Annotated in this window: 10 protein-coding genes and 1 tRNA gene; 5 read left to right on the forward strand and 6 right to left on the reverse strand. The window is 70.9% G+C overall.

Translation table 11 applies throughout. The features are described from left to right. The first annotated feature begins 186 nt into the window (after positions 1–186). Positions 187–1011, forward strand: a complete 825-nt coding sequence (locus OG780_RS21650) for a triphosphoribosyl-dephospho-CoA synthase (protein ID WP_328450616.1) — start codon at positions 187–189, stop codon at positions 1009–1011. A 213-nt stretch (positions 1012–1224) separates the two neighbouring features. Here OG780_RS21650 and OG780_RS21655 read toward each other — a convergent pair whose 3' ends face one another. Beyond that, the gene (locus OG780_RS21655; protein WP_328450617.1) at positions 1225–2712 is read right to left on the reverse strand and encodes an aminopeptidase P family protein; all 1488 of its coding nucleotides are present in this window, start codon (positions 2710–2712) and stop codon (positions 1225–1227) included. Positions 2713–2810: 98 nt separating this feature from the next. Then, positions 2811–4298, reverse strand: a complete 1488-nt coding sequence (locus tag OG780_RS21660) for a PP2C family protein-serine/threonine phosphatase (RefSeq protein ID WP_328450618.1) — start codon at positions 4296–4298, stop codon at positions 2811–2813. 482 nt (positions 4299–4780) lie between these two features. Here OG780_RS21660 and OG780_RS21665 point away from each other — a divergent pair, with 482 nt between their 5' ends. Both OG780_RS21665 and OG780_RS21670 read left to right on the forward strand, forming a co-directional pair. Then, the gene (locus OG780_RS21665; protein ID WP_328450620.1) at positions 4781–5446 is read left to right on the forward strand and encodes a bifunctional DNA primase/polymerase; all 666 of its coding nucleotides are present in this window, start codon (positions 4781–4783) and stop codon (positions 5444–5446) included. A 55-nt stretch (positions 5447–5501) separates the two neighbouring features. Then, positions 5502–6083 (forward strand): hypothetical protein, encoded by a 582-nt coding sequence (locus OG780_RS21670; RefSeq protein ID WP_328450622.1) that lies wholly within the window; start codon positions 5502–5504, stop codon positions 6081–6083. A gap of 241 nt (positions 6084–6324) precedes the next feature. On the opposite strand, the gene OG780_RS21675 is transcribed toward OG780_RS21670, so the two are convergent. The 3 genes from OG780_RS21675 to OG780_RS21685 form a co-directional block, all read right to left on the reverse strand. Further along, positions 6325–7293, reverse strand: coding sequence for a DUF5926 family protein (locus OG780_RS21675; protein ID WP_328450624.1), 969 nt, complete (start codon positions 7291–7293; stop codon positions 6325–6327). Positions 7294–7429: 136 nt separating this feature from the next. Beyond that, entirely contained in the window at positions 7430–7990 is a 561-nt protein-coding gene (locus OG780_RS21680; RefSeq protein WP_328450626.1) for an ATP-binding protein, read from the reverse strand. A 196-nt stretch (positions 7991–8186) separates the two neighbouring features. Beyond that, positions 8187–8996 (reverse strand): glycerophosphodiester phosphodiesterase, encoded by an 810-nt coding sequence (locus OG780_RS21685; protein WP_328450628.1) that lies wholly within the window; start codon positions 8994–8996, stop codon positions 8187–8189. Positions 8997–9253: 257 nt separating this feature from the next. Here OG780_RS21685 and OG780_RS21690 point away from each other — a divergent pair, with 257 nt between their 5' ends. Next, positions 9254–10744 carry a S1C family serine protease gene (locus OG780_RS21690; RefSeq protein WP_328450630.1) on the forward strand — a complete coding sequence of 497 codons (1491 nt, stop codon included), beginning with the start codon at positions 9254–9256 and terminating at the stop codon, positions 10742–10744. A gap of 158 nt (positions 10745–10902) precedes the next feature. Here OG780_RS21690 and OG780_RS21695 read toward each other — a convergent pair whose 3' ends face one another. Next, a complete protein-coding gene (locus OG780_RS21695) occupies positions 10903–11724 on the reverse strand; it encodes a DUF2637 domain-containing protein (RefSeq protein WP_328450632.1) in 822 nt (273 codons plus the stop codon). Between the two features lie 637 nt (positions 11725–12361). Here OG780_RS21695 and OG780_RS21700 point away from each other — a divergent pair. Next, positions 12362–12446, forward strand: a tRNA-Ser gene (locus OG780_RS21700). The last annotated feature ends 296 nt before the right edge of the window (positions 12447–12742 follow it).

Genomic DNA, 12742 nt, shown 5'->3' on the forward strand with positions numbered 1-12742 from the left:
CCGCCAGGGCCTCCGCGCCCCACGCCCCGGTTCTCGGCTTCTCGCTCGCCCTTCCGGAGTTCACAGTCCACTGACAGCGTGCGCCCAGGTTCTTGAGAGCCGGCGTGTCTACGTTCCCTTCGTACGTGGCCGGCCTCGGATCTGGTGCCTTCACCGCCGGCGTCCTCATGAGAAGGGGTTACGTCGATGAGCAGCCGCGAGGACGACGAGGTGCTGGCGCGGGCCGCGGTGGCCGCGCTGACCCGGCAGCTGGAACTGACCCCCAAACCCGGACTGCCCGACCCACGTGACCTCCGCGCCCGGGTCACCCGGCGGGATCTGTGCTCCCTGCGCTGGTCCGCCAAGGCGCTCACCCCCGGCCTCGCGGCCATGGCCGCCGCCGCCCGCCGCACCGGCCGCGCCACGCCCGAACTCCGCGCGGAGCTGGGCTCGATCGGCCGGTGCACCGAGCACTCGGTGGCCCTGACGGGCGGCGGCCACCGCGGTGCCCTGTGGGTTCTCGGGCTGCTGGTCGCCGCGGCGGCGCTGGACCCCGGAGCCACCGGAGCCGATGTCACCGCGACGGCCAAGCGGATCACGGCGCACACCGACCGGCGGGCACCGCGGCGGCCCTCCCGCGGCTCGTCCGTCTCCGCGACGTACGGCGCGGCCGGTGCGCGAGGTGAGGCGCGTGCCGGATTCCCGCATGTGCGACGGGCGTTGGACGCGCTCGCCACCGCCCGCGCGGCCGGCGCACCCGAACCGTGCGCCCGTCTCGACGCCCTCCTCGCGGTCATGGCCACGCTCCAGGACACCGAGCTGCTGTACACGGCAGGCCCCCATGGCCTCCGCCATGTCCAGGCCGGCGCCCGGGGGGTGCTCGAAGCGGGGGGTACGTCCACGGAGGCCGGGCGTTCGGGCCTGGCCGTCCTCGACGACGATCTCCACGCGCGCGGGTGGAGTCCCCGGGGCAGCGGCGGCCTGCTCGCGGGCGCGCTGTTCGTGGACGCGCTGCCGGTCACGCGCGTCTGACGGCCCGTCCGGGTCCACTCCTGCACCGGACCGGAAGCCGGAGTCCGTACGGGGGGCCGCACACGCCCTGGTCACACCGGAGCCCGCAGGCTGCCTCTGCTCCCGACCCCGGACGCACCGCGGTCCAAGCGGCCGCCCCTGGACGCACCGATGGCCGGGCGCCTCGGAAGGCGCCCGGCCATCGGTCTCGCACCGGCCCTCGCGGGCACGGCGTCAGCCCTTGAGGGACGCCATCCAGGCCTCGACCTCGTCCGAGCGGCGCGGCAGGCCGGCCGACAGGTTCCGGCTGCCGTCCTCGGTGACGAGGAGGTCGTCCTCGATCCGGACGCCGATGCCGCGGTACTCCTCCGGCACGGTCAGGTCGTCCGCCTGGAAGTACAGGCCCGGCTCGACGGTCAGGCACATGCCCGGCTCCAGAGTGCCCTCGACATACGTCTCGGTGCGCGCGGCGGCGCAGTCGTGGACGTCCATGCCGAGCATGTGGCCGGTGCCGTGCAGGGTCCAGCGTCGCTGGAGGCCGAGCTCCAGGACGCGCTCGACGGGGCCTTCGAGGAGCCCCCACTCGACGAGACGCTCGGCCAGCACGTGCTGGGCGGCGTCGTGGAAGTCGCGGTACTTGGCACCCGGCAGGACGGCTGCGATACCGGCCTCCTGGGCGTCGTACACGGCGTCGTAGATCTTCTTCTGGATCTCCGTGAAGGTGCCGTTGACCGGGAGCGTGCGCGTGACGTCGGCGGTGTAGAGGGTGTGGGTCTCCACGCCCGCATCCAGCAGCAGCAGATCGCCGGAGCGGACCGGACCGTCGTTGCGCACCCAGTGCAGCGTGCAGGCGTGCGGCCCGGAGGCGCAGATCGAGCCGTAGCCGATGTCGTTGCCCTCGACCCGTGCGCGCAGGAAGAAGGTGCCCTCGATGAAGCGCTCGCTGGTGGCCTCGGCCTTGTCGAGGACCTTCACGACGTCCTCGAAGCCGCGCACGGTGGAGTCGACGGCCTTCTGCAGCTCGCCGGCCTCGAACTCGTCCTTGACGAGCCGTGCCTCGGACAGGAAGACGCGCAGTTCGTCGTCGTGCTCGCGGGTGACCTTGTCGGTCAGGGCGGCCTCGATCGCGGCGTCGTAGCCGCGCACGACCCGGACGGGACCGGTGGCTTCCTTCAGCGCGGCGGGCAGCTCGCGGACGTCCGAGGCGGGGATGCCGTACAGCTGCTCGGCCTCGGCCAGGGAGTGGCGGCGGCCGACCCACAGCTCGCCCTGCCCGGACAGCCAGAACTCGCCGTTCTCACGGTTGGAGCGCGGCAGCAGGTAGATCGTCGCCTTGTGGCCCCCGGCGGCGGGCTCCAGCACGAGGACGCCGTCCTCGGTGAGGTTGCCGGTGAGGTACGCGTACTCGACCGAGGCACGGAAGGGGTACTCCGTGTCGTTCGAGCGGGTCTTCAGGTTGCCCGCGGGGATCACCAGGCGCTCGCCCGGGAAGCGCGCCGACAGTGCGGCGCGGCGGGCCGCGGTGTACCCGGCCTGGGCGATGGGTTCGAGGTCCCGCAGCTCGGTGTCGGCCCAGCCGGACTTCATGCTGTCGGCCAGCTCGTCGGACACGCCCGGGTACAGGCCGTTCTTGCGCTGCTTGATGGGCTCTTCCTCGCCCGCTTCGTCAGCGGCTTCGTCGAGTACGGCTTCCGGGGTCTCCGGGGTGAGCGCCTCCGACACGGTCTGCCTCCTTCATACGACTTTGGACCTCCCCATCGTACGGACGTACTGAAGGGGGCCCAGGGCCGGAGGACCTGTTACACCGGGTGTGAGCCCTCTCACTCGAAGCGGGCCGCCAGGAGGACGACGTCCTCGTCGCTGTCGGCTTCGTCGAGACCGTCCGGCAGCACACCGCGCAGCACGTGGTCGGCGATCGCGCCGGGGTCGTCGCGCAGCGTCCTCGGGACGCTCGCCGCCGCCGCGTGCAGCCGGGCGAAGGCGCGGTCCATCGGATCGCCGGTGCGGTGCAGCAGGCCGTCGGTGTAGATCAGGACGGTCTCGCCGGGGTCGGCGGTCAGTTCGACGCTCGGCGCCTCCCAGCAGGCGAGCATGCCCAGGGGCGCGGACAGGGAGGTCTCCACGAACTCGGTGCGCCGCGGTCCGATCACCAGGGGAGGGCTGTGTCCGGCACCGGCGAGCGTGAGCTTGCGCAGGGCGGGCTCGCAGTACGCGAACAGGGCGGTGGCGGAGCGTGCGGGTTCGGTCAGCCGCAGCAGCAGTTCGAGGTCGGAGAGCACGGCGACCGGGTCCTCGCCCTCCATGACGGCGTAGGCCCGCAGGGAGGCCCGCAGCCGGCCCATGGCGGCGACCGCGCTGGGTCCCGAGCCGGTGACGGAGCCGACCGCGAGGCCGAGGGCGGCGTCGGGCAGCGGCAGCGCGTCGTACCAGTCGCCGCCGCCGCGCGGGCCGGTGCGGTGCCGGGCGGCGAGCTGGACGCCGGAGACCCGGGGCAGCCGTGGGGGAAGCAGCTCCTCGGACATCGTCGTCACGCACGTCCGCGCGCGTTCGAGCTCCAGCAGCCGTGCCAGGTGCTCGGTGGCATGGCGGGTGTAGAGGCCGATGAGGTGACGCTGGCGTTCCACCGGCTCGGCGGGTTCGTCGTAGAGCCACACGGCGGCACCGAGACGGCCTGCCGTCTCGGTGGACAGCGGCAGCGCGTAACTGGCGGCGTAGCCGAGACGGGCGGCGACCTCGCGGTGGCGCGGGTCGAGCCCGTCCTCCGAGAGGAGGTCCGGCTGGGTGATCTCGCCCTCGCCGCCCGGCAGTCCGTCCAGGATCTTCCCGTACGACATGGAGCTGCGCGGCACCGTCTCGATGTGACCGAGGTCGGCTCGGGCGAGGCCGAGGCCGATCGTGGTGTCGGGGCCCAGTCCGTCGCCGGGTTCCATGACGACGAGACCGCGCCGGGCGCCCACGAGGGCGGCTCCGGCGCGCAGCAGTTCCTGGAGTGCGTCGTCCAGGGTCGCGGTGCGGGCGACACGCTCGGTGAGCTCGTGGAGCGTGGTGAGGTCCGAGACCCAGCCCGCGAGGCGGTCCTGGAGAGCGGCGGCGGAGGCGCCCGTGGGAGCGGGCGCCGGCGCGACAGTGTGTGCTGGCGAAGGAACCGTTGAATCGATTCCGGCCACTTTCGGAAGGTGAGGGGCGTTCATGACGTCCGGCTTTCCGACCGGTGCGTTTTGCTCAATAGCATCGCAAACCCCCATGTCGTTCTGCGCCGCTAGCGGTGTCTCCACATGTACACGTACTCGTGAGGGGATGTCCAGCATTGTCCTGCCGGGATTCCTGGTGTCCGTGAGACCGGCGGTAACCCTTGCGGGAAATTAAAATTGGCCTAAAACTGACTCGGGCAACGGCTTATTGAGGTCGACTGGCCTCGTTCGACGGAGCGTCACAGCGGTCGTGATGGGTACGTACTCGGTGAAGGCCAGGGGTGGTTGAGATCCGCCCGGAACCTGGCGACGGACCCGGGCGTCTTAACCACCGACGACCGTGCCCCATCCTCCCGTGGCGGAGGCGGCTAGCAATACGCGGGACGTAAAACGCCAGGCGCCGCCACCCCACGCCATGCCCATGCTTTGGATGTACGCGGTATGGGCGCGGACACAGCCACATGCTCGGCCCAGAGGGGTTCCCCTTGTCTCCAGCAGGGGTGTGATGCGCCAGCAGGTACGCACAGTGAAGTGATCGACACATGGTGTGATGTGATCCTCGGTGTTGCCAGGCGTGCAACGGAAAGGAACGAGCGCTCATGCGCGAGATCCTCGGAAGGCGACGCAGGCTCCTGTCCAGGCGAAACAACGGGAGGCCTGAGATGCTCAGCGCGGCCCTGACGTTCGCGGCGGCATGGCGGTGGCCCGTACTCCCGGGTGTGGCGGCCGACCCGCAGGGGCGTGCCCGCTGCGGCTGCCCCGACCCGGAGTGCACGGTGCCGGGCGCCCATCCCTTCGACCCCGGCCTCCTCGCGGCCACCACGGACGAGCGCATGGTGCGCTGGTGGTGGACCAACCGGCCCTCGGCCCCCATCGTGCTGGCCACCGGGGGCGGCGCCCCGTGCGCGGTGAGCCTGCCCGCCCTCGCGGCGGCCCGTGCGCTGGACGCCCTCGACCGCACGGGCATGCGCCTCGGTCCGGTCGTCGCCTCGCCCTCCCGCTGGGCGATCCTCGTGGCCCCGTACTCCATGGAGCAGCTCGGCGAACTGCTCTACGCCAAGGACTACGTTCCCGGCTCCCTGCGCTTCCACGGCGAGGGCGGCTACATCGCGCTGCCGCCGTCGGAGACGGGCCAGGGTCAGATCCGCTGGGAGCGCGCTCCCCTGCCGGGTTCGGCCGCCCCCTGGGTGCCCGGCGTGGAGGCCGTGGTGGATGCCGTCGTCGAGGCACTCACTCGTACGGGTGTGAGCGCGCCCGAGTTGTAGGGGCGTCCGGCGCGCGGCGAGCCGCGCGCCCTCCCCCGCTCGTTATCGTCCGCCTATGCAGCGTCGTTCCGGGGGGTACCGGGCCGAGGCGCCGCCGGGTGGCGGGCCGGACCCCCGAAGAGTCCGTCTGGTGGCGTTGGCGGGAGTCGTGGTGTTCGTTCTCGCCCTGCCGCTGGCCGTGGCCTCGGCCGGCCCGGTGGGCGACGACGGATCCCCGTCCGCGCGCGGGGCGGCTGCCGAGGACGACCGGCCGCCGTCGCCCGGACCCCGGCGCTCTCCCCTGCTGCTCGGCCTCGGTCTCGCCACCGCCGCCCGGTGCGGTCCCGAACTCTCCTCGCCCGACGGTGTCGAGGCGCAGACCTGTGTCCTGACGCAGGGCGAGGAGACCTGGGCGCGCACCTACTACCGCAACGCGACCGGCGAGGCGCTGAGCTCGGCCCTGACTCTGATGGGTCCTGGGGGCCGCACGGTGCAGATGAACTGCGCGATGGACGCGGAGGACGACCCGGGGGAGTGCGAGACGCCCAGGGAACACACGGCGGGCGATCCGGGGGCGTACTCGGCGGTCGCGGAATTCGCGCGGAGCACCGAGGGGCCGCTGCTGCTGCGCTCGGGAAGCAACTCGGGCCGCCGGTAAGGCGATTGATATTGTTCGGGATTCCGAACATGGAAAGACCCGGTTGCTGGCGACGGGGGATGCACCAGCAACCGGGCTACTCGAACGGTAACAAGAGATCGGCGGTTCGCAAATTCGATCTCGGCTATTCGGACACGGATTTACCTGTCACAACGGGGAGTTGTGACAGGAGTCACCCGCTTCCGAGGCCCTGACCAGCTGACCGGTCGGTCAGTTTCCCGTCCTGTGGATCCGCTGTGGGTCAGCTGAGTGTCACCTGGCGGTTGGTGAGCCCCCCGCGTGCGCGGCGCTCGTCCGCCGTCAGCGGCGCGTCCATGGCCAGAGCGGTGGCGAGGCGTTCGGCGAACTCCGCCGCCGGCTTCTCGACGTCGTCCGCCGTGACACCGCTCGGCAGGTCCCAGACCGGGACCGTGAGCCCGTGCGCACGGAAGGAACCGACCAGCCGTGTGCCCTCCCCGAGGCTCGAGCGGCCCTCGGCGTGCAGCCGCGCGAGAGCGTCCAGAAGCTGCTCCTCGGCGTACGGCATGACCCAGCGCAGGTGGTTCTTGTCGGGCGTCTCGCACCAGTAGGCGGCGTCGACCCCGGAGAGCTTCACCGTCGGGATGGCGGCGGCGTTGGCGCGCTCCAGCGAGGCGGTCACCTCGGGCGTCGAGTTCTCCACGTCCGGGACCCAGAACTCGAAGCCGCTGTGCACAACTGGCTCGAAGGGGCCTTCGGGGTCGAGCAGGTCCTGGAGCCGGGGACCGTCCGCCGGGGCGCGCCGTCCCTCGACCGGGGTGCCGGGCGGCGCGACGAGCGCGCGCTGGAGGGTGTCGGCCAGGTCGCGGCTGATGTCGCCGGACGGCGTGTCGTTCTGAAGGCCGAGCAGCACCGAGCCGTCCTCGCGGCGCAGCGCGGGCCACGCCATCGGCAGGACCGTGGCGAGGGTGACCGAGGGAACGTCCTCGGGCAGGCTCTCCTTGAGCGTCAGTCCGACCGTCGCGGCGGGCACCAGTTCGCGCAGCGCGACCCAGTCGCCCTCGCCCCGCAGGCCCTCGAACGGGCGGTGTACCAGCTCGGTCGCGGCGTGCGCGGCGGCCCGGCCGTGGCAGGCCTTGTACCGGCGGCCGCTGCCGCAGGGGCAGGGCTCGCGCGCTCCGACGACCGGGATCTCGCCGCCGTCCTTCAACTGCGGCTGCTTGGCCTTCGTCTGGGGTCGCTTCTTGGCCATCGTGGGTGTCTCCCGATCACGGCTCGTCTCGTACTGGCGCGAGCCTAGCCGTTCGCACGGAGACCGACGGGATCCTGTGGACAACGCACCGCGTCGTCACGGAGCCCGGCGGCCGGTCCGCGCGCCCCGGTCCGGCTCAGTCGAGGTCGTCGAAGGCGTCCACGAAGTCCAGGGCGGAGAGCCCGGACACCCTCGGTGACGCGACGCGCGTAGCGAAGTCGTCGTGCCGGTGCGCCGTTTCCACGTCCTCCTGGACGACCACCCACACGGTGACCTCGCCGTGGATGTCGTCCCGGACACCCCAGTCCTTGGCCAGCGCCGTGATGATGTTCAGCCCGCGGCCGCCCCGGGCGGTGACCGACGGGGTCGCGGGCACCGGGCGGGTCGGGCCGCCGCCGTCCGTCACCTCGACCGTCAGCCGTCCGGCAGGGTCGACACGCCAGGCCGCGCGCACATTGCCGTCACCGGCGAGGGCGTCGCCCAGGGGCCTGCCATGTCGGCACGCGTTGCTGAGCAACTCGGAAAGGATCAGTACGGCATCGTCGATGACCGTTTCCGCCAGGCCCCCCGAACGCAGTTGATCGCGCATCCGGTGTCTTGCTTGCCCCACGCCCGCAGGGCCGTGGGGCACGGCCATGCTCGACGACGTGGGCACCTCCTGTGCCACCACCAACGCCACCCCCGAGACCTCCTTCACCCCACGCCACGGTGTGGATGCCCCTTTGGACTGGACTGGAAACCGGCCAATCGACGTCTGCTGACGTACTCGTAACGATCGAATGCGGAACGAACGCGCCGGTGCACTCCCTGTGACCGGGTGGCCGATTCTCGATGGTTTCCGGGGGGTGGCCATGGCGTTTTCCGGGGGGCCGCCCGCCTCGGGCAGGGCCAGGTCAGCGGCCCAGTTGGTTGAGCACCGCGCGGGGGCGGTTGGTGATGATGGCGTCGACGCCCAGCTCAACGCAGAGATCGACGTCCTCGGGTTCGTTCACGGTCCAGACGTGCACCTGGTGACCGGCGCGTTTCAGCCGCTCGATGTACCCCGGGTGACTGCGTACGATCCGCATCGAGGGACCTGCGATCCGGACACCGGCGGGCAGTCGTCCGTCCCGCAGCCGGGGTGAGACGAACTGGAGCAGATAGACCGTCGGCAAGGCCGGGGACGCGGCCCGGACGCGGTGCAGCGAGCGTGCCGAGAAGCTCATGACGCGCACCGCGGACTCCGCCGGGGAGGCGGGGGCGTCCAGGCCGAAGCGCTTCAGCAGCTGGAGCAGCCGCTCCTCGACCTGGCCCGCCCAGCGGGTCGGGTGCTTGGTCTCGATGGCCAGCTCCACGCGGCGGCCGGCGTCGGCGACGAGTTCGAGCAGTCTCTCCAGGGTGAGGACGGAGGTGTCCGTCAGGCTCCCGGGCGTGTGTTCCCAGTCGGGCGACTCGTCGCGGTTCTTCCAGGAGCCGAAGTCCAGTGCGGTGAGTTCGGCGAGCTCCAGGGCGGAGACGGCTCCGCGGCCGTTGGACGTCCGGTTCACGCGACGGTCGTGGACACAGACGAGATGGCCGTCGGCGGTCAGCCGTACATCGCACTCGAGGGCGTCCGCACCGTCCTCGATCGCCTTCTTGTAAGCGGCCAACGTGTGCTCGGGGGCCTCTTCGGAGGCTCCGCGGTGGGCGACGACCTGGATCGGGTGCTGTCGTGCGAGGGTCACGGCGTCATGGTGCCACCGTCGCCGGGCGAGTGTGAGGTGAGATATATCCCAAGGCATTCCTTTTAGTAATAAAAGTCCGTTATAAAGGATGGCCTCGGACGCACAGGCACCGCTTATGGTGCCCTGACGCCCTGTGGGAAAAGCTGACGGCGTACAAAAACACATGCACAGCTGAATCGCGCCGGGCCATCGACAAGTGTGAGTGGGCGTGACCGAGTGCGACCGAGAACAACAGCCGTGGATCGAGGAGAAGAGCTGTGAGCACCGAGAACGAGGGCAACGCAGTACCCCCGGCCCCGTCCGCACCTCCCGTGCCGGTGGAAACTCCCGCTGCTTCCGCGCAGGGCGCCTCGCACGCGGGGGGCGCGCCGACCGCTCCGATCCCCGCGGTGCCCGGCACCCCCGGCGCACCGGAGCACGCGTCGGCGCCCATGGGCATGCCGGCGTACGCGTCGGACGGAGCCGGGCAGGGGGTCGACCCGTACGGGCAGGCCCCGACCCAGGGCTCCGCCCCCGAAGCGGGCTGGCCGCCCCCGCCGCCCGCCACCCCGTCGTACGCCGACGGCGGCGGCTCGGGAACCGGCGGCTGGGGCTCCGCCTACCAGCAGCCCGCTCCGAAGCCGAAGAACGGCCGTGGCGGCCTGGTCGCCGCGGTACTGGTGGCCGCGCTGGTCGCCGGCGGTGTCGGCGGCGGCATCGGCTACTCGCTGGCCAAGAACGACGACAACTCCACCGACTCGACGACGGTCTCCGCGCCGAGCAGCAGCGGTGAGGTCAAGCGCGCCTCGGGCACCGTCGCCAACGTGGCCGCCGGCGCACTGCCGAGCACCGTCACCATCGAGGCCCAGAGCACCAACGGCGAGGGCGGCACCGGTACGGGCTTCGTCTTCGACAAGCAGGGCCACATCCTCACCAACAACCACGTCGTGGCGGACGCGGTCGACGGCGGCAAGCTCACCGCCACCTTCCCGAGCGGCAAGAAGTACGACGCCGAGGTGGTCGGCCACGCTCAGGGGTACGACGTCGCGGTCATCAAGCTGAAGAACGCGCCCTCGGACCTGAAGCCGCTCGTCCTCGGAGACTCCGACAAGGTGGCCGTCGGCGACTCCACGATCGCGATCGGCGCGCCCTTCGGTCTCTCCAACACGGTGACCACGGGCATCATCAGCGCCAAGAACCGTCCGGTCGCCTCCAGCGACGGCAGCGCCAGCAGCAAGTCCTCCTACATGAGCGCCCTCCAGACGGACGCCTCGATCAACCCGGGCAACTCCGGCGGCCCCCTGCTCGACGCCTCGGGCGCGGTGATCGGCATCAACTCGGCGATCCAGTCGTCGAGCAGCGGCGGTCTCGGCGGTTCCGGCCAGTCCGGTTCCATCGGCCTGGGCTTCGCGATCCCGGTCAACCAGGCCAAGTACGTGGCCCAGCAGCTGATCCAGTCGGGCAAGCCGGTGTACGCGAAGATCGGCGCGTCGGTCTCCCTGGAGGAGGGCACGGGCGGCGCGAAGATCACCGAGCAGGGCGCGAGCGGCTCCGCGGCGGTCGAGGCCGGCGGTCCCGCCGCCAAGGCGGGCCTCAAGCCCGGCGACGTCATCACCAAGCTCGACGGCATGGTGGTCGACAGCGGTCCGACCCTCATCGGCGCGATCTGGACCCACAAGCCCGGCGACACCGTCAAGCTCACGTACACGCGCGACGGCAAGACCCACACGGTCGACGTCACCCTCGGTTCCCGGGAGGGCGACAGCTGACCCGCGGTTCCTGTCCCGGATCGGGTCGATCCACGGGTCGGTCGGTCAGCGGCTCGGCAGGTCGATAGACGTACAGGCCGGAAGGGGTGTCTCTCACGAGAGACACCCCTTCCGCGTGCCGGCTGTCCCGCCACGGCCGGGAAGACCCCCGCGGTGGATCAAGCGCGCGGTGTCTTTGCCGCCGCCGAACCCTTCTTGCCTTCGACGCGCTCCGAAGACGCAGCCGGGCAGGGGCGCTGCCGATGGCGGGACACGGTCTGGCGCGGCGGGCGGGTCAGCGTGATCTGACGGATCAGCTGCTGGAAGCAGGTCAACGACGCCAGGGCGGGTACCACGGCGGTGGCCACACCGGTGATCGACTGGTGGGCGTCGGCCACGCAGAACATCATCGCGACGGACGAGAACAGCAGGACGACGTACCACGAGTGCACGGCCCGGCGCTGGTGCAGGGCGGCTCTCAGAATGGAGAGCGAGGCCACCATCCAGGGGCCGTAGACCAGAAGGGGCCACCAAGGCCCCGTGCCGTTCTGCGCGTTGGACGCGATGTGCTGCAGAGGGGTGTAGGCCACCATGCCGCTGAACACGCTCACCATCGACACGGTGACGGCGGTGAGTGCGGCGATCACAAAGCTGACGGTCTGCAGCCAGTTGAAGCGGGGATTGCGGACCCGTACTTTCCGGTGACCGGTCGAGGACCGTCGGATGGGCGGCAACTCGGCAGTGAGCTGGACCAGGTTGTCCATCGGGTCACTGGTGAATTCGTCGGGGTACGTCGGCTCGCTGCGCGGTGGAGGCACGATGGCCTCCTGCTCCGCGGCCACGGCATCCTGGAGGAGGTAGGTGAGCTCCTCGACCGGATCCCAGCCCTGTTCCTGCAGGGCGTCGACGGGATCGCCGTACTGACCGGTCTCCGGCCCGGTGTGATATGCGGGTTGCTGGCCGTACCGGGCGAAGGAGAGATTCGGATAGTCGTCATTCACGGAAATTCGCCCCAGTCGCGTGAGGGCTGTGGTGGCCGGAGCGTCCCTGGCCGTTCCACCGCTGGTTGATTTCCTCTTGGACCGTGTCCAGCACCGTCAGGAAATCGCCGAGGAGCGATTCGGTGGCCCACAGTTCGATGCGTGCGCCGTCTCCGTGCAGGGTGCCGCAGGCGTCAGGCGATGTGCACGCGGCGGCAGGCGTATAGGTGTATCGCCCGGCTGGCACGGCACGTGCCGCGGCCGGCCCCTGTGCCGTCGATCCGAAGACGGGTGGAGCGAGAGAACTTACTTTCGCCATATTTCGCTAACGCCGCTCCCCCTCCTTCAGATGTGTGGCATTCGAGTGAGCGCAAGGCGCCGAAGTATTCACGAAAGCGGCTTTTCGTGAACCCGAAGCCGATGGGTTCCCGCACGTTGACGGGTGGGTTCGTACTCCATGGGGGGCGGCCAGGACAGCACCCGTGGAGGCCCTTCTCTCCGATCACACGATTAGGGCACCGGGCTTCAGCCGTCGGCACCGGAACGGTGACGTCGGTGAGCCCGCTCGGCGCTGGTGGATCCGGTGTGGACCGCGCCTCCGCGAGACGCTTGGAGCCGGGTAGGCTGTATCCGCTCCCGCCCCAGGTGGGCGGGGCGGGGTGGGTTGCCCGAGCGGCCTAAGGGAACGGTCTTGAAAACCGTCGTGGCGCGAGTCACCGTGGGTTCAAATCCCACACCCACCGCAGTTCATGGGTGTACTTGGCCGGACGGGGTGCCCCTCACTGAGGGGCACCCCGTCCGTATGGGGCTTGTCCCGCGTCGATCAGGCTCCGTCATGGTGTCGATCGGTGGTGTGCCCCGAAGCCTGGCACGAGTTCTGTCCAAGGCCCCTGTCCCAGGACCTTCAAGGAGCACACCGTTCCTTGTGCCGGGCGCCGCGATGGGAGGCCGGCACGGCTGGGGCGCCGGGGAGCCGTCATCCGCTCCCGTGGGCGGGCCGGGGCTGACGGAACCGAAGGGAACGGCCCGGATCGTGACG

The organism is Streptomyces sp. NBC_00386, assembly GCF_036063235.1.
Classification (GTDB): Bacteria; Actinomycetota; Actinomycetes; order Streptomycetales; family Streptomycetaceae; genus Streptomyces.

Excerpts from the sequence above, each read along its gene's own strand:
- OG780_RS21670 (WP_328450622.1), top strand. The coding sequence starts at position 5,502 with ATGCAGCGTCGTTCCGGGGGGTACCGGGCCGAGGCGCCGCCGGGTGGC.
- OG780_RS21660 (WP_328450618.1), bottom strand. The coding sequence starts at position 4,298 with ATGCTGGACATCCCCTCACGAGTACGTGTACATGTGGAGACACCGCTA.
- OG780_RS21650 (WP_328450616.1), top strand. The coding sequence starts at position 187 with ATGAGCAGCCGCGAGGACGACGAGGTGCTGGCGCGGGCCGCGGTGGCC.
- OG780_RS21665 (WP_328450620.1), top strand. The coding sequence starts at position 4,781 with ATGCGCGAGATCCTCGGAAGGCGACGCAGGCTCCTGTCCAGGCGAAAC.
- OG780_RS21675 (WP_328450624.1), bottom strand. The coding sequence starts at position 7,293 with ATGGCCAAGAAGCGACCCCAGACGAAGGCCAAGCAGCCGCAGTTGAAG.